General features: G+C 74.7%; 24 protein-coding genes. 7 read left to right on the top strand and 17 right to left on the bottom strand.

All coding sequences use genetic code 11. From position 1 onward, the window contains the following. Window position 1: 1 nt before the first annotated feature. From ACIBAI_RS19270 to ACIBAI_RS19235, 8 genes are all read right to left on the bottom strand, one after another. The gene (locus ACIBAI_RS19270; protein WP_399035739.1) at window positions 2-712 is read right to left on the bottom strand and encodes a phosphoadenylyl-sulfate reductase; all 711 of its coding nucleotides are present in this window, start codon (window positions 710-712) and stop codon (window positions 2-4) included. Beyond that, window positions 709-897, bottom strand: coding sequence for a hypothetical protein (locus ACIBAI_RS19265; RefSeq protein WP_344600213.1), 189 nt, complete (start codon window positions 895-897; stop codon window positions 709-711). The genes ACIBAI_RS19270 and ACIBAI_RS19265 overlap by 4 nt, the downstream gene beginning before the upstream one ends. Next, window positions 894-2,591 (bottom strand): nitrite/sulfite reductase, encoded by a 1,698-nt coding sequence (locus ACIBAI_RS19260; RefSeq protein ID WP_399035737.1) that lies wholly within the window; start codon window positions 2,589-2,591, stop codon window positions 894-896. The genes ACIBAI_RS19265 and ACIBAI_RS19260 overlap by 4 nt, the downstream gene beginning before the upstream one ends. Before the next feature lie 126 nt (window positions 2,592-2,717). Next, complete coding sequence (locus tag ACIBAI_RS19255; RefSeq protein WP_309486338.1) at window positions 2,718-2,801, bottom strand: putative leader peptide; 84 nt, start codon at window positions 2,799-2,801, stop codon at window positions 2,718-2,720. Between the two features lie 127 nt (window positions 2,802-2,928). Continuing rightward, window positions 2,929-3,501, bottom strand: a complete 573-nt coding sequence (locus ACIBAI_RS19250; RefSeq protein ID WP_399035735.1) for a GNAT family N-acetyltransferase — start codon at window positions 3,499-3,501, stop codon at window positions 2,929-2,931. 67 nt (window positions 3,502-3,568) lie between these two features. Next, the gene (locus tag ACIBAI_RS19245; protein WP_399035733.1) at window positions 3,569-4,858 is read right to left on the bottom strand and encodes a hypothetical protein; all 1,290 of its coding nucleotides are present in this window, start codon (window positions 4,856-4,858) and stop codon (window positions 3,569-3,571) included. Window positions 4,859-5,135: 277 nt separating this feature from the next. Further along, window positions 5,136-6,425 (bottom strand): GAF domain-containing protein, encoded by a 1,290-nt coding sequence (locus ACIBAI_RS19240; protein ID WP_399035731.1) that lies wholly within the window; start codon window positions 6,423-6,425, stop codon window positions 5,136-5,138. Between the two features lie 290 nt (window positions 6,426-6,715). Continuing rightward, window positions 6,716-8,350: an acyl-CoA dehydrogenase family protein gene (locus ACIBAI_RS19235; RefSeq protein WP_399035729.1), complete on the bottom strand. Its 1,635-nt coding sequence runs from the start codon at window positions 8,348-8,350 to the stop codon at window positions 6,716-6,718. Window positions 8,351-8,547: 197 nt separating this feature from the next. On the opposite strand from ACIBAI_RS19235, the gene ACIBAI_RS19230 reads away from it, so the two are divergent. Then, window positions 8,548-9,675 (top strand): YihY/virulence factor BrkB family protein, encoded by a 1,128-nt coding sequence (locus tag ACIBAI_RS19230; protein ID WP_399035727.1) that lies wholly within the window; start codon window positions 8,548-8,550, stop codon window positions 9,673-9,675. A 217-nt stretch (window positions 9,676-9,892) separates the two neighbouring features. Beyond that, a complete protein-coding gene (locus ACIBAI_RS19225; protein WP_399035725.1) occupies window positions 9,893-10,573 on the top strand; it encodes a helix-turn-helix domain-containing protein in 681 nt (226 codons plus the stop codon). Here ACIBAI_RS19225 and ACIBAI_RS19220 read toward each other — a convergent pair. Together ACIBAI_RS19220 and ACIBAI_RS19215 are read right to left on the bottom strand one after the other, a co-directional pair. Further along, entirely contained in the window at window positions 10,559-10,957 is a 399-nt protein-coding gene (locus tag ACIBAI_RS19220; protein ID WP_399035723.1) for a VOC family protein, read from the bottom strand. The two genes, ACIBAI_RS19225 and ACIBAI_RS19220, sit on opposite strands and share 15 nt — an antisense overlap. A 59-nt stretch (window positions 10,958-11,016) precedes the next feature. Next, entirely contained in the window at window positions 11,017-11,649 is a 633-nt protein-coding gene (locus tag ACIBAI_RS19215) for a VOC family protein (protein WP_399035722.1), read from the bottom strand. A gap of 225 nt (window positions 11,650-11,874) precedes the next feature. Here ACIBAI_RS19215 and ACIBAI_RS19210 point away from each other — a divergent pair, with 225 nt between their 5' ends. Continuing rightward, on the top strand, window positions 11,875-12,543 hold the full coding sequence (locus ACIBAI_RS19210; RefSeq protein ID WP_344600201.1) for a ThuA domain-containing protein: 669 nt from the start codon (window positions 11,875-11,877) through the stop codon (window positions 12,541-12,543). 7 nt (window positions 12,544-12,550) lie between these two features. On the opposite strand, the gene ACIBAI_RS19205 is transcribed toward ACIBAI_RS19210, so the two are convergent. The 3 genes from ACIBAI_RS19205 to ACIBAI_RS19195 form a co-directional block, all read right to left on the bottom strand. Next, window positions 12,551-13,636 carry a LacI family DNA-binding transcriptional regulator gene (locus tag ACIBAI_RS19205; RefSeq protein ID WP_399035719.1) on the bottom strand — a complete coding sequence of 362 codons (1,086 nt, stop codon included), beginning with the start codon at window positions 13,634-13,636 and terminating at the stop codon, window positions 12,551-12,553. Window positions 13,637-13,961: 325 nt separating this feature from the next. Continuing rightward, window positions 13,962-14,213 carry a DUF397 domain-containing protein gene (locus ACIBAI_RS19200; protein WP_399035717.1) on the bottom strand — a complete coding sequence of 84 codons (252 nt, stop codon included), beginning with the start codon at window positions 14,211-14,213 and terminating at the stop codon, window positions 13,962-13,964. Next, entirely contained in the window at window positions 14,210-15,043 is an 834-nt protein-coding gene (locus tag ACIBAI_RS19195; RefSeq protein WP_399035716.1) for a helix-turn-helix domain-containing protein, read from the bottom strand. The genes ACIBAI_RS19200 and ACIBAI_RS19195 overlap by 4 nt, the downstream gene beginning before the upstream one ends. Before the next feature lie 82 nt (window positions 15,044-15,125). Here ACIBAI_RS19195 and ACIBAI_RS19190 point away from each other — a divergent pair, with 82 nt between their 5' ends. Beyond that, on the top strand, window positions 15,126-15,605 hold the full coding sequence (locus ACIBAI_RS19190; RefSeq protein ID WP_399035777.1) for an ATP-binding protein: 480 nt from the start codon (window positions 15,126-15,128) through the stop codon (window positions 15,603-15,605). 14 nt (window positions 15,606-15,619) lie between these two features. Here the strand turns inward: ACIBAI_RS19190 and mmuM are convergent, their stop codons facing one another. After that, complete coding sequence (gene mmuM, locus ACIBAI_RS19185; protein ID WP_399035713.1) at window positions 15,620-16,651, bottom strand: homocysteine S-methyltransferase; 1,032 nt, start codon at window positions 16,649-16,651, stop codon at window positions 15,620-15,622. A gap of 415 nt (window positions 16,652-17,066) precedes the next feature. On the opposite strand from mmuM, the gene ACIBAI_RS19180 reads away from it, so the two are divergent. From ACIBAI_RS19180 to ACIBAI_RS19170, 3 genes are read left to right on the top strand one after another with little or no spacing between them, the layout of a single operon-like run. Next, entirely contained in the window at window positions 17,067-18,185 is a 1,119-nt protein-coding gene (locus tag ACIBAI_RS19180) for a family 43 glycosylhydrolase (RefSeq protein ID WP_399035711.1), read from the top strand. Between the two features lies 1 nt (window position 18,186). Next, window positions 18,187-19,599: an RICIN domain-containing protein gene (locus ACIBAI_RS19175; RefSeq protein ID WP_399035709.1), complete on the top strand. Its 1,413-nt coding sequence runs from the start codon at window positions 18,187-18,189 to the stop codon at window positions 19,597-19,599. Beyond that, complete coding sequence (locus ACIBAI_RS19170) at window positions 19,596-20,651, top strand: rhamnogalacturonan acetylesterase (RefSeq protein WP_399035775.1); 1,056 nt, start codon at window positions 19,596-19,598, stop codon at window positions 20,649-20,651. The genes ACIBAI_RS19175 and ACIBAI_RS19170 overlap by 4 nt, the downstream gene beginning before the upstream one ends. Window positions 20,652-20,689: 38 nt before the next feature. On the opposite strand, the gene ACIBAI_RS19165 is transcribed toward ACIBAI_RS19170, so the two are convergent. From ACIBAI_RS19165 to ACIBAI_RS19155, 3 genes are all read right to left on the bottom strand, one after another. Beyond that, window positions 20,690-21,208 carry a hypothetical protein gene (locus tag ACIBAI_RS19165; protein WP_399035707.1) on the bottom strand — a complete coding sequence of 173 codons (519 nt, stop codon included), beginning with the start codon at window positions 21,206-21,208 and terminating at the stop codon, window positions 20,690-20,692. A 108-nt stretch (window positions 21,209-21,316) separates the two neighbouring features. Then, window positions 21,317-22,417: a glycosyltransferase family 4 protein gene (locus ACIBAI_RS19160; protein WP_399035705.1), complete on the bottom strand. Its 1,101-nt coding sequence runs from the start codon at window positions 22,415-22,417 to the stop codon at window positions 21,317-21,319. Window positions 22,418-22,710: 293 nt separating this feature from the next. Continuing rightward, entirely contained in the window at window positions 22,711-24,855 is a 2,145-nt protein-coding gene (locus ACIBAI_RS19155; protein ID WP_399035704.1) for a glycogen debranching N-terminal domain-containing protein, read from the bottom strand. Window positions 24,856-25,003 lie beyond the last annotated feature (148 nt).

Below are 25,003 nucleotides of genomic sequence, written 5' to 3'. Positions count from 1 at the left end.
GTCAGCCGTGCAGCCCGCACTCGGTCTTGGCGCGGCCCGCCCAGCGGCCGGCCCGCGCGTCCTCGCCCTGAAGGACCCGCCGGGTGCAGGGGGCGCAGCCGATGGAGGCGTAACCGTCCATCAGCAGCGGGTTGGTGAGGACGCCGTGCTCGGCGACGTACGCGTCCACGTCGTCCTGGGTCCAGCGGGCGATGGGGGAGATCTTGACCTTCCGCCGCTTCTCGTCCCAGCCGACGACCGGGGTGTTCGCCCGGGTCGGGGACTCGTCGCGGCGCAGGCCCGTCGCCCAGGCCAGGTAGCCCTTCAGGCCCTCCTCCAGCGGCCGCACCTTGCGGAGCCTGCAGCACAGGTCGGGGTCGCGGTCGTGCAGTTTCGGGCCGTACTCGGCGTCCTGCTCGGCGACCGTCTGGCGCGGGGTGAGCGTGATGACGTTGACGTCCATCACGGCGTCCACGGCGTCGCGGGTGCCGATGGTCTCCTCGAAGTGGTAGCCGGTGTCGAGGAACACCACGTCGACGCCGGGCATCACCCGGGAGGCGAGGTGGGCGACCACCGCGTCCTCCATCGAGGAGGTCACGCAGAACCGCTTGCCGAAGGTGTCGGCGGCCCACTTGAGGATCTCCAGCGCGGAGGCGTCCTCCAGGTCGCGGCCCGCCTGCTCGGCGAGCGCCTTCAAGTCCTCGCTCCCGCGCTCCTGCTGAACAGCCGTCATATCCGTGTCCCTCCCGCGTCGGGTCGTTGGAGCCCTCGGGCCAGCAGCCCGAGGAACCTCAACTGGAAAGCCCGGTTGCATGCCGCGCATTCCCATGCGCCGTGGCCGCCCTGGGCGGCCTCACTGGGACGAAGGTCCTCGTCGCCGCAGTAGGGGCAGTAGAAGGGAGCCGCGCGCTCGCTCATGACAGGGCCTCCTCCGAGGCGCGGGCGGCCCAGGCGGCGAACCGCTCGCCGTCCTCGCGCTCGGCCTGGAACCGCTTCAGGACGCGCTCGACGTAGTCCGGCAGCTCCTCCGCGGTGACCTTCAGGCCGCGCACCTTGCGGCCGAAGCCCGCCTCCAGGCCGAGCGCCCCGCCGAGGTGCACCTGGAAGCCCTCGACCTGCTCGCCGTTGTCGTCGAGGACCAGCTGGCCCTTGAGACCGATGTCGGCGACCTGGATGCGGGCGCAGGCGTTCGGGCAGCCGTTGAGGTTGATGGTGATCGGCTCGCCGAAGTCCGGCAGGCGGCGCTCCAGTTCGTCGATCAGCTGGGAGCCGCGCTGCTTGGTCTCGACGATGGCGAGCTTGCAGTACTCGATGCCGGTGCAGGCCATGGTGCCGCGCCGGAAGGGGGAGGGCTTGGCCGTGAGGTCCAGCGCCTCCAGGGACTCGACCAGGGAGTCGACCTGCGACTCCGCCACGTCGAGAATGATCATCTTCTGTTCGACCGTGGTGCGGATCCGGCCCGAGCCGTGCGCCTCGGCCAGGTCGGCGATCTTCGTCAGGGTGGTGCCGTCGACGCGGCCGACGCGCGGGGCGAAACCGACGTAGAAGCGGCCGTCCTTCTGGCGGTGCACGCCGATGTGGTCGCGCCACTGCTGCACCGGCTGCTCCGGAGCGGGGCCGTCGACCAGCTTGCGCCCGAGGTACTCGTCCTCCAGCACCTGGCGGAACTTCTCCGCGCCCCAGTCGGCGACCAGGAACTTCAGGCGGGCGCGGTTGCGCAGCCGCCGGTAGCCGTAGTCGCGGAAGATCGACAGCACGCCCTCGTAGACGTCCGGGACCTCCTCCAGCGGCACCCAGGCGCCCAGCCGCACGCCCAGCTTGGGGTTGGTCGACAGACCGCCGCCGACCCACACGTCGAAGCCCGGCCCGTGCTCGGGGTGCCGGACGCCGACGAACGCGACGTCGTTGATCTCGTGGACCACGTCCAGCAGCGGCGAGCCGGAGATCGCCGTCTTGAACTTCCGGGGGAGGTTCGAGTACGCCTTGTTGCCCAGGACGCGGCGCTTCATCTCCTCCAGGGCCGGGGTGCCGTCGATGATCTCGTCCTCGGCGATGCCGGCGACCGGGGAGCCGATCATCACGCGGGGGGTGTCGCCGCAGGCGGTCACCGTGGACAGGCCCACGGCCTCCAGGCGGTTCCAGATCTCGGGCACGTCCTCGATCCGGATCCAGTGGTACTGGATGTTCTGCCGGTCGGTGATGTCGGCCGTGCCGCGCGCGAACTCCTGCGAGATCTCACCGATGACCCGCAGCTGACGGGTGGTGAGCGCCCCGCCGTCGACGCGGACGCGCATCATGAAGTACTCGTCGTCCAGCTCCTCCGGCTCCAGCACCGCGGTCTTGCCGCCGTCGATGCCGGGCCGGCGCTGGGTGTACAGGCCCCACCAGCGCATCCGGCCGCGCAGGTCGTTGGGGTCGATCGAGTCGAAGCCCCGCTTGGAGTAGATCGTCTCAATGCGTGTCCGCACGTTGAGACCGTCGTCGTCCTTCTTGAACTGCTCGTTGCCGTTGAGCGGGGTGAAGTGACCCGCGGCCCACTGACCCTCGCCGCGGTGACGGCTCACCTTGCGGCGGGGAGTCGCGGCGGCGGGGTTCTGCGGGGTGGCGGCCATGGTTGACACGTCCTTCGGGACAGGCGGAAAGCGGCTCTGACCTGCGCGTACACGCGCATGGGCATACGTGCGCGACATTGCGCGGGGAGGCGGTGAAAGGGGGGTTTCCGGGCGGTGCCGGGGCGGTCAGCTCGCCGGACAGATGGCGCTGGACATGCGGCCGAGGTCGACGTGTCGCCGACTCACCAAGGCAATTCCAGTTCCGGACATGACGGAAGCGTGTCACGGCGATCTGGACACAGTCCAGCTTTGTCCGTCATGCGGACACCCTTGTCCCGGATGGCGAGATAAGGGTGTCGTCGGTCACACGGTGCGGATCCGGTCGTGTCCGCGCAGGTCAGGAGGGGAACGCACCGGGCCACGGCCCCGGTGCGGGGACCTCCGGCTCCTCCTCGACCCTGGTGTCGAACAGCTTGAAGCCCCGGCGCAGGTAGTTGGCCAGCGCGTGCTCGCCGTCCTTGCTGCAGGTGTGCAGCCACACCCGCCCGGTCGGCTTCCGCCCCGGCCAGCGGTCCGCGAGGTCCCAGGCGCGGGCGGTGCCGTACGCCAGCAGGTGGCCGCCGATGCGGCGCCCGCGGAAGGCGGGCAGGAGCCCGAAGTAGACGATCTCCACGACCCCGTCGTCCTGCGGGTCCAGCTCCACGTACCCCGCGGGCGTCCCGCGGTCGTAGGCCACCCAGGTCTCCACACCGGGCCGGTCCAGGTGTGCCCGCCACTGCGCGTAGGTCCAGCCGAGCCGGTCGGTCCAGCGGACGTCGCCGCCGACCGAGGCGTACAGGAAGCGGCTGAACTCGGGCGAGGGCACCTCGGCGCGGACGATCCGGACGTCGCCGTCGGGCGCGGCGGCCGGGAGGAGGTCGGCCGGGGAGGTCTGCTCCAGGGACCAGGTGGTCACGGGGATGGTGGTCATGCCGGTCAGGGAATCATCCGTCCGGGCGGTCTGTCGATCCGCCGGCCGCGGACCTCGCCCGCCGGCGTCAGCGCAGCGCGTCCTCGACCGAGGACAGGGGAGTCGCGAACAGCACCCCGTCCGCCTGGGCCCACACCTCGCCGGTCTCCTCCCAGTAGGACAGGGACTGCGCGCCCCCGCTCCAGCACAGCCGGGTCTCGTCGGCGCCGCACCGCGTGGCCCGCGCGCCGTCGGTGTCCTGCCGCCACAGCGTTCCGCGCCGGTCCCGCGCCTCGGCCCCGCGGCCGAGGTACCAGGCCGAGCGGTACGACAGCACGCCGCGCACGTCCGTGGTCCTGGTCTCGTACGCCTCGCCGGCGCTCACGCGGCCGGCGGCGCCGGTGGCCAGCAGCCCGGCGCGGGCCGGGTCGGAGCTGAAGGAATAGCGCCACAGCCGGGTCGGCCGGTCGCCGTCCGCGGGGACCCACTCGCTCACCACCAGGCTGTCCGGTGCGGTGCTGCGGTCCAGGGAGATGCCGGCGGGCCGGGGCGTGTCCCGGCCGCCGGGCAGGGTGTACGAGGCGACGGCGGGCAGCACGAACCGGTGGCCGTGCGCCGCCCAGCCGCCGGGCACCCGGCCCACGGTGCCGGCGTCGACGGTGGTGCGCTGGATGCGGTCCAGGTCGTACACGTACAGGGCGGTGCGGTCGCCCGCGCCGGCGGTGACCAGCAGTTTGTCCTGGTACCAGACCATGCCGGACACGGGGGAGGCGAGCCCCCGGTAGTCGCGCCCGCCGTCGACCGGGACGACGAGCAGGGCCGAGGCGTGGCGCAGGCGCTCCGGGTCGTCGGCGTCGACGAAGGCGACCCGGGCCAGGCCCCGGCCGGCCGGGCCCTCGTACCGGGTCCAGGCGGACAGGATCACGCGGTGCCCGCCCCAGCGGCCGTCGTCGTCGGCGTCGCCGGAGGTGGTGACCGCTCCGGGCCGCCAGCCGGCGGTGTCGGCGGCGTCCCAGCAGTAGGCGCGGGTGGCGGCGGGCGCGACGGGCAGCGCGGTGCGCTCCTCGGCCGTGCAGTCGGGGGAGGCGCGCAGGGCGCGGTCGGCGGCGTCGAGGACGGCGGCGACGCCCACGGGCCGGCCCATCGCCGAGGCGAGCCGGTCCAGCCAGCGCTGGGGCACCCGGCGCTCCGTCACGTGCAGCCGGTCCTTCGCGGCGGGCGCGGTGAGCGGCCGCAGCGCGGCGGCCTCCTCGACGTCCGTGGCCTGGGAGGCGCTGATCATCGTGGCGGCGGCCGTCAGTGCGAGGGCGGTCCCGGCCAGGGCGGCGCGCAGCGCCCTGCCCCGGTTGCGCCGTCGGTGTCTGCCGCGGTGCGTCATGGAACCCCTCTTCCTGGCTCTTTCGCCTCCGGGGCGCTCCGCCTGTGCCGTAGGAGGCCGAGGCACCGGGCCAACTGCGCCTGCCGGTCCGTACGTTGACCGAGAAGCGCCTGGGATGGCCCGTGCCGATGCTACGGCAGGCCGGGGGCCCAGGGACTCGGACCCCGGAAATATCCCCGCATCCGGGGGGCGGACACCACCCGGATGCGGGCGGACGGGGGCACTCGGGGCGAGCGGGTGGGAGCACCGGGGGCGGACGGGGGCACGCGGGGCGCGGTCAGGGTGCCCGGACCGCCGCCCGGCGCCCGGCCACGGCCGGCGCGGTCGAGTGGGGCAGCAGGTCGCGCGGGTCGTCCGGGAGCAGCACCGCCACCTCGGCGTCGTCCCGGAACCGGTACGGCCGGTGCTCCAGCAGTCCTCCCAGGTAGCGCCGTATCCGTGACATCTCGGCGCGCACCGTCACCGTCCGGGCCGGGTCGCCGAACAGGTCCTCGGCGAGGCCCGCGGCGCCGCGGCCGGCGCGGTGCACGGCCAGCAGGTAGAGCAACTCGGCGTGCCGGGGGCTCAGTTCCCGGCTCCAGGGGCCGGCGCCGCCGGACACCTCCAGCGACCAGCGGCGCGGCTGCCTGAGGTCCAGCACGATCCGGGCGGCGCCGTCCGGCGCCGGTTCGTCGGCGGGCCGCACCAGCCAGCCCCCGGCCAGCGGCTCCACCGAGCACGGACCGAGCGCGGGCAGCCAGGTCCGGCCCACCGCCGGCGAGGCGGGCAGCGCGATCCGGCGGGTGTACGGCATCCCCGTGACGGCGGCGGTCCAGCCGTCCCGGTCCACCACCAGCGCGCGCCCCCCGACCCGGGCGAGCACCGGCGCCGCCACCGCGCGCAGCCGCTCCAGCGTCCGCGTGTGCATCTCGCGCAGCCGGGCCTCGGCCAGCTTGGCCACGGAGTCCACCCAGGAGAGCGTGGCCGGGTGCATCGTCTCCAGCGGCCCGCTGACGTCCACCACGCCGAGCAGCCGGCCGTCGCGGGGGTCGGTGATGGGCGCGCCGGCGCAGGTCCAGGTGGCCTGCGAGCGCACGAAGTGCTCGGCGGCGAAGACCTGGACGGGCCGGCGCACCACCGCCGGGGTGCCGATGCCGTTGGTGCCGACGACGTCCTCCCGCCAGTCCGCGCCGGGCTCGAAGCCGAGATCGTCGGCCCTGCGCAGCACCGGCGCGCTGCCCTCGCGCCACAGCACCCGGCCCTCCTCGTCGGCGACCACCATGATGTGCCGGGCGACGTCCGCGGTGGCCAGCAGTCCCTCCCGCAGCACCGGCAGCACGTGCCGGAGCCGCGAGGTCTCGCGCCGCCGCTGGAGCTCCTCGGGGGACAGCAGCCCGGACCTGCGGTCGTGCTCGGGGTCGACCCCGTGGCGGAACATGCGTTCCCAGGACTGCTCGATCACCGGGCGGGGCGCCACCGGGGCGCGCTGCCCGGCGAGCCGTGCGGAGCGCACCTCGCTGAGCACCCGGGCCGCGCGCGTGGTGTCGACGAGGGCGAGGTGCGCCACGTCCGTCGCGGAGAGCGCCACCGGCCCGCCCGGAGCCGGCGGCCGGAGCGACCGCTTCCGCGGTCTGCCGGCCGCGCCCCCGAAGTCCGTCCCGACTCTTCGTCCCATCAGTGACCGCCTGCCCCTGGCTCGGGGGCACGGTCCGCACACAGCCGGCAGCAAGGTGCAACCCCTTGCAACCCTGGTGGACCGCCCCCCGGGTGTCCGAAACTTGAGCGACGCCGCCCCGAGCGGCGCCAGTGGCTCGTACGGGCCAGTGAGGCGGGGGTGGTGCCGTGTCGGCGCAGCACCACCCCCGCGCCACGTGCCGGTCAGGGCACCGGCCGGGCCCGTTCGACCACCGACGCCAGATCCAGGGTGTGCGGCAGCGTACCGAAGGCCGCGCCCCCGTCGCCGCCCAGTCGTGAGGCGCAGAAGGCGTCGGCGACCGCGGGCGGCGCGTACCGCACCAGCAGCGCCCCCTGGAACACCAGGGCGATCCGCTCCACCAGCCGCCGGGCGCGCGCCTCGACGCCCTCCAGGTCGGCGAGTTCGGTCAGCAGGTTCTTGATCGCCGCGTCCAGCCGGTGGTCGGCGCCGCGCGCCCGGCCGACCTCGCGCAGATAGGCGTCGAGCGCCTGCGGCTCCCGGCGCAGCGCCCGCAGGACGTCGAGCGCCTGGACGTTGCCCGCGCCCTCCCAGATCGAGTTCAGCGGCGACTCGCGCACCAGGCGGGGCAGCCCGGACTCCTCGACGTAGCCGTTGCCGCCGAGGCACTCGGCCGCCTCGACCGCCACCGGCGGGCACCGCTTGGTCACCCAGAACTTGGCGGCCGGCACCGCCAGCCGCAGCAGCGCCCGCTCCTGCTCGCTCCCGTCGTCCCAGGCGGCGGCGAGCCGCAGCGCGAGGGCGGTGGCGGCCTCCGACTCGATCGCGAGGTCGGCCAGGACGTTGCGCATCAGCGGCTTGTCGACCAGCTTCCCGCCGAACGCCTCGCGGTGGGCGCAGTGGTGGACCGCCTGCGCGACGGCCTGCCGCATCAGCCCCGCCGAGCCCAGCACGCAGTCGAGCCGGGTGGCCGCCACCATCTCGATGATGGTGCGCACCCCGCGCCCCTCCTCGCCGACCCGGCGCGCCCACGTCCCGTCGAACTCGACCTCGGCCGACGCGTTCGACCGGTTGCCCAGCTTGTCCTTCAGGCGCTGCACGAGGAACACGTTGCGGGTGCCGTCCTCGAGCACGCGCGGGACGAGGAAGCAGGTCAGCCCGCCGGGGGCCTGGGCCAGGACCAGGAACCCGTCCGACATCGGCGCCGAGCAGAACCACTTGTGCCCGGTCAGCGCGTAGGCGCCGTCCTCGGCGAGCGGCCGGGCCGCGGTGGTGTTGGCGCGGACGTCGCTGCCGCCCTGCTTCTCCGTCATGCCCATCCCGAACAGGGCGCCGGCCTTCAGGCGCGCGGGCCGCAGCTCACGGTCGTACACCTCGGAGGTCAGCCGCGGCACCCACTCCCCGGCGAGCGCCGGATCGGCGCGCAGGGCGGGCACCGCCGCGTGGGTCATCGACAGCGGACAGCAGGTGCCGGCCTCGGCCTGCGTCCACATCAGGAACCCGGCCGCGCGCCGCACGTGCCCGCCGGGCCGCACCCAGGCCTGCGTCAGGTGCGCCGAGACGCCCTTGCCGAGCAGCCGGTGCCAGGCCGGGTGGAAGTCGACCTCGTCGACGCGGTGGCCGTAGCGGTCGTGGGTGCGCAGGACCGGCGGATTGCCGTTGGCCTGCGCCCCCCACTCCTGCACCTGGGCCGAGCCGCAGGCGCGGCCGAGGGCCGACAGCTCGGCCAGCGCCTCGTCGCGCACCTGGGGTGCCACATGCCGTTCGACGGCCTCGGTCAGGGCGCGGTCGGCGGTGAAGACGTCGTACCCGACGAGCGGCGGGGCCTGGTTCGTCACGGTGTGCGTACTGGCTGCCATGCCTGCGAACCTACCGCGCCGCGCGGCGCGGGGGGAGCGGACCGCCGCGGCGGGGCGCCGCGGCCCCCCGCCCGGCCGCGGCACGGGGGGCCCGCGGGGGCGCGGCGGGGCGCCGCGGACGGCTTCGGGAGGCCCGGCCGGGTACGACGGGCGGCCTTCGGGAACGTGCGGCCTGGTGCGGCGGATACCTTTGGGGTGTGCAGCCAGCAAGTGACATCCCCGAGCGGCCCTCCGGCCGGCTCCACCGGGCTCGTGCCCTCTACCGGAACGTCTCCAAGCGGAGGACCGCCTGGCTGTTGCTCAAGGACACCGTCAACTCCTGCATGGAGTACCGGATCCTGGGGCTGGCCGCCGAGGCCGCGTTCTTCACCCTGCTGTCGGTGCCGCCGCTGCTGCTGAGCATGATCGGACTGCTCGGCTACGTCGACGCCTGGACCGGCGCCGACACCATCCAGAGCCTGCGGGCCAACATCCTCGACGCCTCCCGCACGGTGCTGTCCGACCGGGGCGTGAAGGAGATCGCGGAGCCGATCCTGCACGACGTGATGAAGGGCGGCCGGCCCGACGTCATCTCCCTCGGCTTCCTGTTCGCGCTCTGGTCGGGCTCGCGCGCGGTGAACGTCTTCATCGACACCATCACGGTCATGTACGGCCTGGACGGCGTGCGGGGCATCGTCGCGACCCGTCTGCTGGCCTTCCTGCTGTTCGTGGTGGCCCTGCTGATCGGCTCGGTCGCGCTGCCGCTGATGGTGGCCGGGCCGGACGCGGTGGTGCGGATCGTGCCGTGGTCGACGACGGTGGTGCAGGTCCTGTACTGGCCGGTGGTGGTCCTGCTGTCGATCGCCTTCCTGACCACCCTGTACCACGTGTCCGTGCCGGTGCGCTCCCCGTGGATCGAGGACGTGCCGGGCGCGCTGGTCGCGCTCGCCATGTGGGTGCTCGGCAGCTTCCTGCTGCGGATCTACCTCACCAGCACGGTCGAGGGCCCCACCATCTACGGTTCGCTCGCCGCGCCCGTCGCCGTGCTGCTGTGGATCGGCGTGTCCGCGTTCGCCGTGCTCGTCGGCGCCGCGGTCAACGCCGCCATCGACCGGGTCTGGCCGGCCGCCGCCACCGCGGCCGCCCGCGAGGCCAACGAGCGGCTGCGGCAGGCGCAGGTCGCCGAGTACGTGGCCCGCGCCGCCGCCGGCGGCGCGGCCGACCCCGACATGCCGTCCGAGTTCCCCGAGCGCTGGTCCCGGTTCCTGCCCCCGGAGGACGTGACGGCCCGGCTGCGGGCCCACGTCAAGAGCGTCCATCCGCCGCACAAGCCGGAGGACTCCTGAGGCCCCGGCGCGCTCACTCCTTCCAGGCGCCCGCTGAACGGCTCCACGACCCGGGCGTGCGCGCCCGGGACCACCGCCCGCCGACGGGGTGCCGCCGACCGGCGCCCACCTCGTGCGCGGCGGAGTCCGGCGGCCGGCCGCCGGACTCCGCCGCCGAGCGGGCCCACGGCGTCGGCCCCGCGGGGGTACCGGGCGCGAACGGCGTAACCTTCTCCCCGTGTACGCGGAGCGGGCGTCCCGGCTGACCGGCGCGGTGGTGTGGACCAACACGCCGGCCGGGCCCGACGCGGCCCGGGTCCTGCCCGACGGCTGCATGGACCTGCTGTGGCACGAGGGCCGGCTGCTGGTCGCCGGCCCCGACACGCACGCGCACCTCACGGCGGAGCCGGGCCCGTGGGCCGGTATCCGCTTCCCGCCCGGCACCGCGCCCGCCCTGCTCGGCGTGCCCGCGCACGAGCTGCGCGACCGGCGCGTGGACCTCGCGGACCTGTGGCCGGCGGCGCGGGTGCGGCGCCTGGCCGCCCGCGTCGCCGCCGCCCCCGACCCGGCGAGCGGCCTGGAGGAGCTGGCGCTGCGCCGGGCGGCCGAAACCGGTCCCCCCGACCCGCTGCTGCGGCGGATCGTCGCCGCCCTGGACGCGGGCCGCACGGTCGCCGCGACCGCCGCCGAACTCGGTCTGGGCGCGCGGCAGCTGCACCGCCGCTCGCTGGCCGCCTTCGGCTACGGCCCCAAGACGCTCGCCCGGGTGCTGCGGCTGCGGCGCGCGCTCGCGCTGGCCCGCGCCGGTGTGCCCCTGGCGCGGACGGCGGCCCGGGCCGGGTACGCGGACCAGGCCCACCTGGCCCGCGACGTCCGGGCGCTGACGGGGCTGCCGATGCGGGAGCTACGGGGCCGGTAGCGGCGCGAACAGGTCCACCCCGTTGCCGTCCGGGTCGTGCAGCACGGCGTACCGCTGGCCCCAGACGGCGTCCCAGGGCTTGAGCTCGCTGTGGTACCCGGCGCCGACCAGTTCCTCGTACAGCGCGTCCACCTCCCCGGGGCCGTCGCAGCGCAGGGCCAGCGAGGCCCGGCCGCCGCCGGCGGGCGGCCGCCATCCGGGGTGGAAGGAGCGGACGGTCTCCTCGGTGTCGAGCAGCAGGCGCAGCCCGCCGGGCAGTTCGGCCTCGGCGTGCGGCTGGTCCTCGGCGCCCGCGGGGAAGGCGAAGCCGAGGCGGCGGTAGAAGGTCACGGCGGCGGCCATGTCGGTGACGACCAGGCCGATGGCGTCGAATCGTGCGGTCATGCGGCCACCGTAGGCGGCGCACCGGGGCCCGGTCTTGAAGGAATCGGACGCCCCGGGCCTCAGCCGAAGGTCACCGGCCCGCGGGGGGTGTCCACCGTGAAGGAGATCCCCACCGGGCCGGCGGTGAGCGGCAGGTCGGTGCCGAGGGCGGCGAGCAGGGGCCGGATCCCGTCCGGGTCGGGAGCGGTGGCGGACAGCGCCAGCAGGGGGGTGACGGGCAGGCCCGACGCCGTGGGGTGCGCCGAGGCGCCCCAGTCGATGAGGAAGGGCACCAGGCCGGAGGGGTGCGCGGTGGCGCCGTCGGTCAGGCGCCACTCCAGCAGGGTGCCGTCGGGGCGGCGGCGGCTCATCGCCCGCACCGCGCCGGGGTCGTAGCCCCGCGCGCGGGCCGCCGCGACCGCCGCGTCCAGGTCGGGCGGGCTGATCGCCCAGGTGACGGTCCGCGCGGCGGTGAGGCCGTCGACGCCGAGGGCGCGCGGACCGGCGGGCGCGGGCTGGTCCGGGTCGGGACCGATGATCTCCAGGTATCTGGTGCCGCCGAGGGACACCAGGTGGTTGCGCGTGCCGAGCCCGACGTGCGCCCCGCCGGGAGCCGGTGCCACCCCGGTGCGCCGGGTGAAGTCGGCGACGGTGGCCGCCAGGTCGGGGGTCGCGAGGACCAGGTGGTCGAGGTGCGCGGGAAGGGTGTTCATCGCCGTCGAGCGTACGCAGCCGAGCCCCCGCGGGGAACCGCCCGTGCGTCCGGCTGCGGCGCCCCGGATCCCGGGCGTCCGCCCCGACCGGGCCCGGAACCCGTGGCCTCGTTCACCGCTCCGGGCGGCCGGGCGCTTCGGCCGGCCCGGCGGGACCTCCGGCGGAACCCGCGACGGCCCGGCCCCGGCCGGGCCCCGCACCGCCCGCCCCCTAGGCTCGGCCGCATGACTTCCCGACTCCTCGTCTACACCCGCACCACCGACTACCGGCACGACTCCATCCCGGCCGGCGTCGCGGCCCTGCGCGCCCTCGGCGGCTTCGCGGTGGACGCCACCGAGGACCCCGCCGCCCTCGAAGCGCCCCTCGACCGGTACGCCGCGGTCGTCTTCCTCTCCACCAGCGGCGAGGTGCTGACCCCGGCCGGGCGCGCCCGCCTCGCCGCGTACGTCGAGGCGGGCGGCGGCTTCGCCGGCGTGCACGCGGCGGCCTGCACCGAGTACGACTGGCCGTACTACGGCGAACTGCTCGGCGCCCGCTTCGCCCGGCACCCCGCCCACCAGCCGGGCCGGGCGGTGGTCGAGGACCGGGCCCATCCGGCCACCCGGCACCTGCCCGCCGTCTGGGAGTTCACCGACGAGTGGTACGACTTCCGCACCAACCCGCGCGGGCGGGTGCACGTCCTCGTCCGCGCCGACGAGTCGTCGTACGAGGGCGGCGGCATGGGGGAGGACCACCCGCTGGCGTGGTGCCGCGACCAGGGCGCCGGCCGCGTCTTCTACACCGCGCTCGGCCACGCCGCGGAGGCCTTCGACGACCCCGCCTTCCGCGCCCACCTGCGCGGCGGCATCGGGTGGGCGGCACGGCTCGGGGACGGCGCGGACCGGGCCGGGTGACGTCCGCTCAGCCCGCCGCCCGGGCGGGAGCCCGGCGCGTCCCGCCGGGGGCGGCGGGCGGCGGGGCCGTGCTGGCCCGCTCGACGAGGCGGGTGGAGAGTTCGGTGCGGGTGCCCTCGGGGCGGTCGCCGTCCATCATCCGCACCAGCAGGCGCAGGGCGGTCGCCGCCATCTCCGCCAGCGGCTGGCGGACCGTGGTCAGGGCCGGGCCGAGCCAGCGCGCCTCGGGCAGGTCGTCGAAGCCGACCACGCTGACGTCGTCCGGCACCCGCAGCCCGCGCGCGGCCAGCGCCTCGTACACGCCGGGCGCCAGGGCGTCCGAGCAGACGAAGACGGCCGTCGGCGGCTCGGGCAGATCGAGGAGCTCCAGCGTGTGGCGGCGGGCCGCGGCCGGGTCGGCGCCGGCGTGCCGGACGTACTCGGCGCGGTCGCGCACCTGTGCCGCCGCGAGCGCCGAGCGGTAGCCGGCCAGCCGCGCGTCGCCCTCCTGCGCGCGCCGCTGCCCGGTGACGACGGCGATCCGCTCGTGGCCGAGCGACAGCAGGTGCTCGGTGGCCGTCACCCCGCCCTGCCAGTTCGCGGCGCCCACCGACACCACGCCCGGCGGCGGTTCGAGCACCGGGTCGATCAGCACGAACGGGATGCGGTGCTGCTCCAGCCACGCGTACTGCGACGCGGTCGGCTCGGCCAGGCCGAACAGCACCCCCGACGAGCCCCGCGTGACGAGCCGGTCCAGCCAGCCGCGCTCCGGCCGCCCGCCCCGCCGCCGGCTCGGGCCCGCCGAGACCACGACCTCCAGCCCCGCGTCGTACGCCGCCTCCTCCACCCCGTGCAGCACCGCGCCCGACCAGGAGTTCTCCAGGGAGTGCACCACGAGGTCGACCATGCGGAGCGCCCGCGTCCCGTCGAACCGGGGCCGGCGGACGTATCCCAGCCGGTCCAGCGCCTCGGTGACCCGGCGGCGGGTCTCGGGCGCCACGTCCTCGCGGCCGTTGACCACCTTGGACGCCGTCGGCACCGACACCCCGGCCTCCCGGGCCACCACGGCCAGCGTCGGCCCGGCCGCCACGCCCGCCCTGCCCGCACGGACCATCGGGACACCACCTCTCCGGCCCGCCCGAGGGCCGTGGAAAGTTTCGACCAGCGCTGCGCTCAGTGGCCGGACCGGTGCCCGGGCCTGGCTGGGCCCGACCGGATCCGACCGGACAGAAAGCGCTTCCTACTGTAGGTGTGGGGCAGGGCGGCGGGAAGACGGCGGAAAGCGCGGGATCTTGTCGGCCGCACCTTTCGAAAACCCGGACGGGCGGCCGACGCGCCCCGGAGCGGGCCGCGGGTCCCGTGCTCGGACCGGTGGCGTCCGGCGAGTCGGCGGCCGGGGAAGGGGGCGCGTCACTAAGGCGCCGGGACGGCCGCCGCCGTCATCCCCGGCGGGTCCGGGCGAGGTCCAGGAAGGCGGTCCAGGATCCGGGGGCGACGGTGAGGTGGGGGGCGGTGGGGGTCTTGGAGTCGCGGATGTGGACGGCGGTGGGGTGGGGGGCCACCTCCACGCAGGCGTCGCCTTCGTCGGTGCTGTGGGTGGACTTGCGCCAGTGGTAGGCGACTTCCAGGCAGTTTCCGCCTTCGCTGCCGCTGTAGCTCGACTTGAACCACCGAAGTGCGGTGCTGTTCATTGCTCCCCCAGAAGACGGTCCAGCAGGTCCCTCGTGTCCTCAGGGGTGAGGGCCTGTGACCGCAGCATCGCACACTTCTGCGTGAGGATCGCCACCTCGTCTGGGTCGGCGATGAGTTGGCTGCCGCGCTGGTTCTCCATGTACGCGAGGCGTTGGTGCTCCGGGGTCTCCAGCAACACGAACGGGCCGTCAAGGGAGGCATGGGTAATGCGCTTTAGCGGCAGCACCTGGAGCATGAGACCTGGTAGTTCGGAGCACGCCCGCAGGTGTCGTAGTTGCTGGGCCCACACCTCTTTCCCGCCGATGGGCGCACGCACCACCGGCTCCCACACCACGAAACATGTGATCGGCGGCTCCTTACCACGCAGGATCTCCTGACGTGTGATGCGTGCCGTCACCAACTGGGCAATCCGGTTGTCGTCGTAGACCGGTACACGGCTACGGAACACCGCCTGTGCATACGCTTCCGTCTGGAGCAGGCCGGGCAGTACCTGATTCTCGTACGACGAAATCGCGATGGCCTCCCGCTCCCGGTCAAGGAACTCCTCCGCCCACAACGGCACCAGATCCACTTCGGGCAGATGCGCCAGCGCCGCCGACAACGCCCCCTTGGTGTCCAGCAGATCGTCCAGCTGCTCGGCGAGGTCGGGCTTGAGCGGCCGTCTGCCCTGCTCGATCGAGGCGATCTGCTCCTCGCTGACGACGAACGCCTCGGCCAGCGACTTCTGCGTGTGGCCGGCGGCCTGGCGGTAGAGGGCGAGCAGCGCGCCCACCATCCTCATCGCGGAGGCGTTCCGGCGTGACCGGCGTGACCGTGTCGTGGTGCTCATGCGGTCGGACTCCCCACCCGGGTGCGTACGTTCACCGGTGCGCGGCCGTACGGAGGAGGCGTACGGCCGCGCGCCCTGTGCCATGGTGGCCACACAGCGTCACGCTGGCCCTGTGAACGCGGAAAATTCACCCTCGCTCCGGCCGCCGTCCCCGCGCGAGCGGTTCTACCCCCGGGAGCGCAGATCCGTACCGGCGGCACGCGCGTTCGCGCGGGAGGCGCTGGCCGACTGGGGCGTGTGCGGGCGCGCGGACGACGTGCTGCTGTGCGTCAGCGAGCTGGCGACCAACGCCCTGGTGCACGGCGTGCCGCCCGGCCGGGGCTTCCTGCTGCGGCTGCTGCCCGGCGGCGACGGCGGGGTGCGGATCGAGGTGCACGACAGCGGGGACGGCGTACCGGCGCCGCCGCGGACGGACGGTCAGGAGCCGGGCGAGGGCGGGCGCGGGCTGCTGCTGGTGTCCGAGCTGGCGGACAAGTGGGGGGTGGGGGAGCGGGACCCCGGCAAGATCGTGTGGTGCGAGTTCGCCGGGCGGGGCCGGGGCTTCGGCGCGGAGGCGCTGTGACCGGGTGAATCCGCCTACGGCGCCTCCGCGCCGGGACCCGGGCTTCGGGCGGGAAGCGGGGAGGGCGGTTGCAGCACCTCCGCGATCCCCCCGATCGCCCCCGGCCCCACCCGGCAGCACCCCCCGACCAACCGCGCCCCCGCCGCCCGCCAGGCCCGCACCCGCTCGGCGTCGAAGGTCGAACCGCCGGTCCAGGCCCGCGTCCGCGCGTCCCATCGCTCCCCGCTGTTGGGGTACGCCACGACCGGCTTGCCGGTGACCCGGGACGCCGTCGCGACCGCGTGCTCCACGTCCTCGGGGGCGCAGCAGTTGACGCCCACCGCGATCACCTCGTCCGCGTCGGCGGCCAGGGCGAAGGCCTCCTCCAGCGGCTGCCCGGCGCGGGTGCGGTCGCCCGAGACGGTGTACGACAGCCAGGCCGGCACGCCGAGCCCGCGCACCGCGCGCAGCAGGGCGGCGGCCTCGTCGGCGTCGGGGGCCGTCTCCAGGGCGAGGACGTCCGGGCCGGCGGCGGCCAGGACCTCCAGGCGGGGCCGGTGGAAGCGCTCCAGCTCGGCCACGGTCAGGCCGTACCGGCCCCGGTACTCGGAGCCGTCCGCGAGCATCGCCCCGTACGGGCCGGCCGAGGCCGCCACCCACCGCGGGCGGCCGGGCGCGGCCCGCCGGGCCGCCTCGCGGGCCAGCTCCACGCTCAGCGCCATGAGGCCGGCCGCCCGCTCGCGTCCGATGCCGCGCCTGCCGAACCCTTCGAAGGTGGCCTGGTAGCTGGCGGTGATCGCCACGTCCGCGCCCGCCGTGAAGTAGGCGAGGTGCGCCTCGGCGACCGCCTCCGGCCGCTCGGCGAGCAGCCGCGCCGACCACAGCTCGTCGCCCAGGTCGTGCCCGGCCGACTCCAGCTGGTTGGACAGGCCGCCGTCGAGGACGAGCGTCCCGGCGGCCAGGGCGTCGGCGAGGGGCGGCGGAGCCTGCCGGGCGCCGTGATCGGTCCACCGGGTGTCGTGAGCGGCCCGCCTGGTGTCGTGGGCGGCACGAGAACGCCTGGTCATGTCTCGACGCTAGTCGAAGCGGCCGGCGCGGCGGTCCCCGGCGCCGGAACCCCTGGCGCCGCGAGGCCCGCGTCCACGAGTCCGGACCGGCCCGGATCCGGCAGCCGTACGGCATCCGCGCGCCCCGCCCGCCGGCCGGACCGCGCTACCGGGAGCGGGGGCCGGTGCCCGTGTCCCTCGCGGGGCGGGCGGCCGGGCGCCGTCGCCGGGCTTCCCGCGGGCGCCGAGCGCGGCCGCCGTCCCGAGGGGACGGGAATCCGCGGGCGCCTCTTCACGCCGGACCCGTTGACCTGTCCGTGACACACCCTTACCTTTTCGGCGTTCGTAATGACAGATGTTGTTTGAAATACCGAACAGATTCGCGCACAGCGGGACTGGACCCCGTTTCGATCCCCCCACCCGAGAGGAAGTCCGCATGAGCCGCGCCGACGACCTGCCCGAAGCCGCCGAAGCCCGTCAGGCCCCCCACGTGCCCAGCCGCAGACTGATGCTGAAGGGCGCCCTGGCCGCGGGCGCCCTCGCCGCCGCCCCCGCCCAGGCCCTCGCCGCCCCGGGGACCGCCCCCGCTCCCTCCCCGAAGGCGGCCTCGTACGTGAACCCGCTCGTCCGCAACCGCGCCGACCCGCACATCCACCGCCACACCGACGGCTTCTACTACTTCACCGCCACCGCCCCGGAGTACGACCGGATCATCCTGCGCCGCTCCCGCACCCTGAACGGCCTGGCGACCGCCGCCGAGTCGGTCATCTGGCGCAAGCACGCCACCGGCGCCATGGGCGCGCACATCTGGGCGCCGGAGATCCACCGCGTCGACGGCAAGTGGTACATCTACTTCGCCGCCGCGCCCGCCGAGAGCGTGTGGGACATCCGCATCTGGGTGCTGGAGAACGCCCACCCCAACCCCTTCCGCGGCGCCTGGGTGGAGAAGGGGCAGCTGAAGACGGCGTGGGAGACCTTCTCCCTCGACGCCACCACCTTCACCCACCGCGGCACCCGCTACCTCGCCTGGGCCCAGCACGAGCCCGGTATGGACAACAACACCGCCCTGTGGCTGTCCGAGATGGCCGACCCGTGGACCCTGACGGGCCCCCAGGTGCGGCTGTCCACCCCCGAGTACGCCTGGGAGTGCGTCGGCTTCAAGGTCAACGAGGGGCCGTCGGTCATCGCCCGCAACGGCCGGCTGTTCATGACCTACTCGGCCAGCGCCACCGACGCCAACTACTGCATGGGCCTGCTGACCGTCGACGCCGACGCCGACCTCATGAACCCGGCGAACTGGTCCAAGTCCCCGGTCCCCGTCTTCACCAGCAACGACACCACCCGGCAGTACGGCCCCGGCCACAACTCCTTCACGGTCGCCGAGGACGGCCGCACCGACGTCCTCGTCTACCACGCCCGCCAGTACAAGGAGATCACCGGCGACCCGCTGCACGACCCCAACCGCCACACCCGCGTCCAGAAGCTGGGCTGGAAGCCGGACGGCACCCCGGACTTCGGCGTCCCCGTGGCCGACACGGCGCGGGAGGGCGCGTGAGATGAGACGCGCGCACGCGATCCTGCTCGCCCTGTGCCTGGGCGTGCTCACCGCCCTGGCCGGCGCCGGGCCCGCCCAGGCCGCGCCCCGGACGATCGTCAACGGCACGCAGTTCACCGACACCTCGGGCAACCCCGTGCACGCGCACGGCGGCGGCGTCATCAAGGTCGGGGCCTACTACTACTGGTTCGGCGAGCACCGCAACGCCGACAACACCTTCCGGTACGTGGACGCCTACCGCTCCACCGACCTGAAGAACTGGGAGTTCCGCAACCACGTCCTGACCCAGTCGTCCGCGCCCGAGCTGGCCACCGCCAACATCGAACGGCCGAAGGTCATGTACAACGCGGCCACCGGCCAGTTCGTGATGTGGATGCACAAGGAGAACGGCACCGACTACAGCGAGGCCCGGGCCGCCGTCGCCGTCTCCTCGACCGTCGACGGGGACTACACCTGGCGGGGCAGCTTCCGCCCGCTCGGCCGGCACATGTCGCGGGACCTCACGGTCTTCACCGACACCGACGGCGCCGGCTACCTGGTCTCCGCCGCCCGCGAGAACTACGACCTGCACATCTACCGGCTCACCGCCGACTACACCGGCGTCGCGAGCCTGGTCGCCAACCCCTGGCCGGGCGGCCACCGCGAGGCCCCGGCCCTGTTCAAGCGGGGCGGCGTGTACTTCATGCTGACCTCGGGCGCCACCGGCTGGAACCCCAACCAGCAGCAGTACGCCACCGCCACCAGCCTCGCCGGACCCTGGTCGGCGATGACGAACGCCGGCGACTCCACGGCGTACGGCTCGCAGACCGCGTACGTCCTGCCGGTGCAGGGCACGTCCGGCACCGCCTACCTCTACCTGGGCGACCGCTGGGGCAACTCCTTCGGCGGGACCGTGAACGACTCGCGGTACGTGTGGCTGCCGCTGGCCTTCCCGACCGCCACCTCGCTGTCCCTGTCCTGGTACCCGGAGATCACGGTCGACGCCGACGCCGGGACGGTCACCGGCACCGCCGCCGCCTACCACACGCTGACCGCCCGGCACAGCGGCAAGTGCGCCGACGTCACCGGCCAGTCGCAGTGGCAGGGCGCCCAGCTCAAGCAGTACGACTGCAACGGCGGCGGCAACCAGCGGTTCTGGTTCCGGCCCGCCGGCGGCGGCTACCACCAGCTGATGGTCCGCAACAGCTCCCTGTGCGTGCGGGAGAACGCGAGCACCGTCACCCAGGAGGACTGCGACAGCGCGGCGACGGACCAGCAGTGGTCCCTCACCACCACCGGCTCCCACCTCACTATCAGATCCCGGGCGACCGGGGAGTGCCTGGACGTGAGCGGCGCGTCCACGGCCGACTCCGCCGCGCTCATCACCCACCCCTGCAACGGAGGGACCAACCAGCAGTGGACGCGCGGAACATGACCGGCCCGGCGGGACGCCTGTCCCTGGCCGTGCTGGCGGCGGCGGCCCTGGGCGCCGCCCTGCCGGCCGCACCGGCCCGGGCCGGCGAGGCCCGCCGGCCGCCCGGCATCGAGCACTGCACCGCCACGGCCTGCCACTTCGACGTGCCGCCCGGCACGTACGACGTGCGGGTGGTGCTGGGCGGCGGGACCGCGTCCGCCACCGCGATCGGCGGCGAGACCCGGCGCTCCCTGCTGCCCGAGACGTCCGTGCCGGCCGGCGAGCGGGCCGTCCGCTCCTTCACCGTGGACGTCCGCACCCCCGAGGGGGAGCCCACCGGACCCGACGGCAGCCCCGGCCTGGACCTGGTGATCGGCGGCCCGGCGCCCGCCCTGGCCGGCGTCCGCGTCACCCCCGCCCGGCACACCCGGCAGATCCTCCTGGTCGGGGACTCCACGGTCTGCGACCAGCCCGGCGACCCGTACGCGGGCTGGGGCCAGCAACTGCCCCGGTACCTGCGCAAGGGCCTGTCGGTCGCCAACCACGCCGACTCCGGGGAGAGCACCGTCTCCTACCTCCGGGACCCGCGGCTGTGGGACACCGTCCGGGCGCGGATCCGCCCCGGCGACCTGGTCCTGATCCAGCTCGCCCACAACGACAAGACGACGGACGGGGCGACCTACCGGGCCAACCTGGAGGCGCTGGTGGCGGGCGTGCGGGACCGGGGCGGCGAGCCGGTCCTGGTCACGCCGATCGTGCGGCGCTGGTTCAACGCCGACGGGACGCTGGACAACGGCACCGCGCTGCTCGTCAACGGCCTCGGCGTCGACCACCCGGCGGTGATCCGCTCGGTCGCCGCCGACCGGGACGTGCCGCTGATCGACCTCACCGCGAAGACCAAGGCGCTGGTGGAGTCCCTCGGCGTCGAGGGCTCCAAGGCGCTGTACCTCCACGACGAGAAACGGGACAACACGCACACCTCCGTGCACGGCGCCACCGTGTACGCGCAACTGGTCCGCGACGCGCTCGTCGCCCGGCGCCTGGTGCCCGAGGGCCTGGTCCGGGCGGGCTGAACCCCCGGGCGCCCCGACCGGAACCGGGGCGCTCCGGGTCAGCTCTGCAGGCGGCGCCGCATCTGTTCGAGACGGCGGGCGAAGCGGCGGTTGTACCAGGTGAACCAGGTCATGAACGCCACGGCCAGTGCCAGGGTCCAGCCGCCCGCGGTGACGGAGCCGGACGCGAACCACAGGGCCGAGACGCCGAAGAAGAGGAGGGCCAGCAAGGGCAGCGCCCACCAGCTGTTGCGGCGTATCCGCTCCTGGCGGGAGGCGACGAAGGCCGCCATCGCCTGCCGCCGCCGCGGATCCTGCGGCGCCGGCCCGCCCTTGAGGACCTGCCGCTCCATGGCCGGGACGTCGTCCGCCTCCGTCCCCGTGGTCGCGGCGTCGTGCCGCCGTCGGCGGCGCACCAGCCACACGGTCCAGCCGGCCAGGAACGCGGCGCTCACGGCGGCGTACGGCCACGCGGACATCCCGTCGAAGAGCAGGCGGACCACGAAACCGACGACCAGGGCGAACAGGCCGATCACCCATAAGCTGTCCTGCGGACGCCGCTTCGTCCCGTTCTCCATCTCCACCTCCAAGGCAGCGAAGGGCAGTCACGGAAGTACGACGCCCGCCGGGTACCCGGGAGCGGCCCGCCGGACACCGCCGGTCCGGCGGGCCGCCCGCCGGGCCGGTCAGGCCACCGGCGCCATGTCCTTCTGCCTCGGCCTCGGCACGAGGGGCGTCGGAGCCGGGGCCGAGGACTCGACGACCTTGCGGTAGACCGCCTCGTAGCCGGCCGCCATGGTGTCCGGCTGGAAGTGCTCGATGACGTGGTTGCGGCAGTCGCGCGAGTCGAGGGCGCCCACCGCCTCGACGGCGTCGGGCAGTTCGGCCACGTCGTCACGGACCAGGCCCGTCACCCCGTCGACGACGACCTCCGGGACCGAGCCGCGGCGCAGCGTGACCACCGGCGTGCCGCACACCATCGCCTCGATCATCACCATGCCGAACGGCTCCTCCCACTGGAGCGGGAAGAGCAGGCAGCGCGCGCGGGCCAGCAGCTGCTTCTTGCGCTCGCCCGTCACCTCGCCGAGCCACTCCACGCCCGGGCCGAGCCGCGGCTTGATCTCGGCCTCGAAGTAGGCGTGTTCGGCGGGCTCGCTGCACTTGGCCGCCAGCTTGATCGTCCGGCCCGCGGCGCGCGCGGCGTCGATGGCGAGGTGCATGCCCTTGTCGGGGGTGCAGCGGCCGAGGAAGAAGACCCAGTCCTCCTTGTCGCGCCGGTAGGGGAAGTCGCCCGCGCGCAGCGCGTTGTGCACCGTGCCCGCCCAGTTGAGGTCCGGGGCCTGGGAGCGCTGCGAGTCCGAGATCGCCACCAGGTGCACGGAGTCGCCCAGCTGCCGGTAGTAGTCGCCCGGTTCGCCGTCCAGCGGGCCGTGCGTGGTCACCACGGTGGGCACGCTCCGGCCGCGGGCCAGCAGCGGGCCGGCCAGGGTGTGGTCGTGGACGACGTCCACGTCGAGGCCGTCGAGGATGCGGGCGGTGGCCGCGGTGTGCCACACCTCGGGCAGCGGCTCGCCCAGCCGCTTGCCCTGCGGCACGTCGTAGGTGCGCAGCATGCGGCGGGCGCGGGTGCCGTTGCGGCCCGCGGCGATCAGGGTGACGTCGTGGCCGCGCTCCACCAGCGCGTCGGTGAGGTCGGCGCACATCGCCTCGATCCCGCCGTAGCCGCGCGGCGGGAGCTCGAACCACGGCGGCGCGACCATGGCGATACGAAGCGGCCGGTTGCTCACGTCAAGCTCCTTTCCTTGGGTGCGTCCGCCGCCGGGGCGCCGCGGCCGGCGCCGGACGGCCGCCCGGCGCCGGCGCGCGCCCGTGCGGCGGACGGCCGGTCGCGCCCGCTGCTTGCGCGCACGGCACGGCCCCGCCGCGGCTCGGCGTGCCATGTCATGCCCGGAAACAGGGGCGAGGGGTGGGAGTGGGCCGGCCACGGACGGCGTCGGCCGCGGCGGCGGGACACGGACGGCGCGGGCGCCCACGGGGGCGCCGGGCGCCGTCCGGTGCGGGGGAAAGCCTGCGTCGTGGGTCAGGAGGACGGCGGGGCGGAGGCGGCCGTGCAGGCGCAGGGCTGCGTCGAGACCTCCATCCCCGCGGGCAGCCCGGTGACCTGGACCTCCCCGGCCTCGGTCACCCGGACGCCCACCTGGGCCGTGCCGACCGGCACCTCGGTCAGCCGCAGGGCGCCGAAGCGGGCGGGCAGCACGGGGGCGAGCCGGATCCGGCCGTGCGGGACGCACACCTCGGCGCCCAGCAGCACCCGCAGCAGGTACACGGGCGTGGCGGAGGCCCACGCCTGCGGCGAGCAGGCCGCCGGGTACGGCACCGGCTGGGCGTACTCGGCGCGGTCGAAGCCGCACAGCAGCTCCGGCAGCCGCCCGCCGAAGGCCGCCGCGGCGTCCAGGACGGCCTCGGCGACGCGGCGGGCGTGGTCGGTGAAGCCGTAGCGCATCAGACCGGCGGCGACGATGCCGCTGTCGTGCGGCCACACCGAGCCGTTGTGGTAGCTCATCGGGTTGTACGCGGCCATGGTGGTGGCCAGGGTGCGCACGCCCCAGCCGCTGAACATCTCGGGGGACAGCAGCCGCTCGGCGACCGCTTCGGCCTTGTCCTCGTCGACGATGCCGGTCCACAGGCAGTGGCCCATGTTGGAGGCGAGGGAGTCGACCGGGTTCTTGTCGCCGTCCAGCGCCTCGGCGTACCAGCCGCGCCCGGGCAGCCAGAACACCTCGTTGAAGCGCCGCTTGAGCTGCCGGGCCCGCTCGTGCCAGCGCGCGGCGCCCGCCGCGTCCCCGGTGTGCTCGGCGAGCAGCGCCCGCGCCCGGTACGCGCCGTACACGTACCCCTGCACCTCGGCGAGCGCGATGGGCGGCTCGGCGAGCTTTCCGTCGGCGCTGTTGACGCCGTCCCAGGAGTCCTTCCAGCCCTGGTTGGCCAGGCCCCGGTCGGTGGAGCGCCGGTACTCGACGAAGCCGTCGCCGTCGCGGTCGCCGTACTTCTCCACCCACTCCAGCGCCCGGTCGGCGTGCGGCAGCAGCTCCCGCACCGCGTCCGGGTCGACGCCCCAGCGGCACAGCTCGCCGAGCAGCATCACGAACAGCGGGGTGGCGTCGACGGTGCCGTAGTACACGGTGCCGCCGAGCGCGAGGGACGCCTCGACGCCGAAGCGCAGCTCGTGCGGGATCTTCCCCGGCTCCTCCTCGGTCACCGGGTCGGTCCGCGTGCCCTGGTACCGGGCGAGCGTCTGGGCGGTGCCGAGGGCGAGCTGCGGGTCGAGGGGCAGCGACATCAGCGCGGTGAGGATCGAGTCGCGTCCGAACAGCGCCATGAACCAGGGGGCGCCGGCCGCGACGACGGGCGTGTCCGGCCGCCCGGGGTCGAAGATGCGCAGGGCGCCCAGGTCCTGGCAGCTGCGCCGCAGCGTCAGCGCCAGCGACTCGTCGCCGACCTTCACCCGCGGCCCGGACTGACGCCACTCACTGGTCCGCACCGACGGCCCGGCCTGCTCCACGGGCCGCTCCAGCGGGAACGACGTGGGCGTCTCCACCCCGTCGATCACCGGCGTCACCAGTACGGACGCCCGCCAGGTGCCGCGCGGCGGGACGAGTGCGCGGAAGGTGAGCTGGCCGGGCGAGCAGATGGCGTCCTCGGCGACGATCCGCACCCCCCGGCTCTCGCCGCGCCACTGCCGGTTCAGGGAGAGCACCCCGTCGCCGTAATCGACGCCGTACTGGCCGCGCGGCTGGACCCGGCCCTCCTTGACCTCGAACAGGTCGGCGAAGTCGGCCTCGACGCGCAGGGTGAGCCGGCAGGCGGCGGCCTCGTTGCCGAGGTTGCGCAGCACCAGGTCCTCGCGCATGCCCGCGCCCACGAACCGGCGCCGCTCGACCAGGACGGTGGCCTCGCTGTGTCCGGGACGCGGCCGGGCCCGGCCCAGGAACAGGGCCTCGTACGGCTCCTGCGCGATGACGGAGAGCGGGTCGACCTCCTCGTCGTCCAGCCGCAGCTGCCAGACGGACAGGATGCGGGTGTCGCGGTGGAAGAGTCCTTGAGGAGTACCGGGTGCGAGGTCACCGCCCCGCTCGGACAGACAGAACGACGATCCCTCGATCAGCGTCACCGAGTCGCCGCCGCCCTGCGTCGCCTCTCCGGCGAACGTCCAGCCCTGGCCCATCGATCACCTTCCCGCCATGACAGCCCAACACCACGAAACACGGGCACGGCATCACGGAGCACGCACGTGAGCACGAAACCCGTGAGAAGACGGTCGATCGGACATTGTTTATACGACGTAACTCAATTTTCCTGCAAGTGGCCGCATG

The organism is Streptomyces sp. NPDC051041 (assembly GCF_044456065.1).
GTDB lineage: Bacteria > Actinomycetota > Actinomycetes > Streptomycetales > Streptomycetaceae > Streptomyces > Streptomyces glaucus.
The sequence above is the reverse complement of the archived record's forward strand: the minus strand, read 5'-3'. Positions and strand labels throughout refer to the sequence as shown.

Coding starts and splice junctions, on each gene's coding strand:
- ACIBAI_RS19165 (WP_399035707.1), bottom strand. CDS start 21,208: ATGGAGAACGGGACGAAGCGGCGTCCGCAGGACAGCTTATGGGTGATC.
- ACIBAI_RS19265 (WP_344600213.1), bottom strand. CDS start 897: ATGAGCGAGCGCGCGGCTCCCTTCTACTGCCCCTACTGCGGCGACGAG.
- ACIBAI_RS19260 (WP_399035737.1), bottom strand. CDS start 2,591: ATGGCCGCCACCCCGCAGAACCCCGCCGCCGCGACTCCCCGCCGCAAG.
- ACIBAI_RS19155 (WP_399035704.1), bottom strand. CDS start 24,855: ATGGGCCAGGGCTGGACGTTCGCCGGAGAGGCGACGCAGGGCGGCGGC.
- ACIBAI_RS19180 (WP_399035711.1), top strand. CDS start 17,067: ATGAGCCGCGCCGACGACCTGCCCGAAGCCGCCGAAGCCCGTCAGGCC.
- mmuM (WP_399035713.1), bottom strand. CDS start 16,651: ATGACCAGGCGTTCTCGTGCCGCCCACGACACCAGGCGGGCCGCTCAC.
- ACIBAI_RS19170 (WP_399035775.1), top strand. CDS start 19,596: ATGACCGGCCCGGCGGGACGCCTGTCCCTGGCCGTGCTGGCGGCGGCG.
- ACIBAI_RS19210 (WP_344600201.1), top strand. CDS start 11,875: ATGACTTCCCGACTCCTCGTCTACACCCGCACCACCGACTACCGGCAC.
- ACIBAI_RS19200 (WP_399035717.1), bottom strand. CDS start 14,213: ATGAACAGCACCGCACTTCGGTGGTTCAAGTCGAGCTACAGCGGCAGC.
- ACIBAI_RS19220 (WP_399035723.1), bottom strand. CDS start 10,957: ATGACCGCACGATTCGACGCCATCGGCCTGGTCGTCACCGACATGGCC.
- ACIBAI_RS19195 (WP_399035716.1), bottom strand. CDS start 15,043: ATGAGCACCACGACACGGTCACGCCGGTCACGCCGGAACGCCTCCGCG.
- ACIBAI_RS19255 (WP_309486338.1), bottom strand. CDS start 2,801: ATGTCCGGAACTGGAATTGCCTTGGTGAGTCGGCGACACGTCGACCTC.
- ACIBAI_RS19235 (WP_399035729.1), bottom strand. CDS start 8,350: ATGGCAGCCAGTACGCACACCGTGACGAACCAGGCCCCGCCGCTCGTC.
- ACIBAI_RS19215 (WP_399035722.1), bottom strand. CDS start 11,649: ATGAACACCCTTCCCGCGCACCTCGACCACCTGGTCCTCGCGACCCCC.
- ACIBAI_RS19270 (WP_399035739.1), bottom strand. CDS start 712: ATGACGGCTGTTCAGCAGGAGCGCGGGAGCGAGGACTTGAAGGCGCTC.
- ACIBAI_RS19250 (WP_399035735.1), bottom strand. CDS start 3,501: ATGACCACCATCCCCGTGACCACCTGGTCCCTGGAGCAGACCTCCCCG.
- ACIBAI_RS19205 (WP_399035719.1), bottom strand. CDS start 13,636: ATGGTCCGTGCGGGCAGGGCGGGCGTGGCGGCCGGGCCGACGCTGGCC.
- ACIBAI_RS19245 (WP_399035733.1), bottom strand. CDS start 4,858: ATGACGCACCGCGGCAGACACCGACGGCGCAACCGGGGCAGGGCGCTG.
- ACIBAI_RS19175 (WP_399035709.1), top strand. CDS start 18,187: ATGAGACGCGCGCACGCGATCCTGCTCGCCCTGTGCCTGGGCGTGCTC.
- ACIBAI_RS19190 (WP_399035777.1), top strand. CDS start 15,126: ATGGTGGCCACACAGCGTCACGCTGGCCCTGTGAACGCGGAAAATTCA.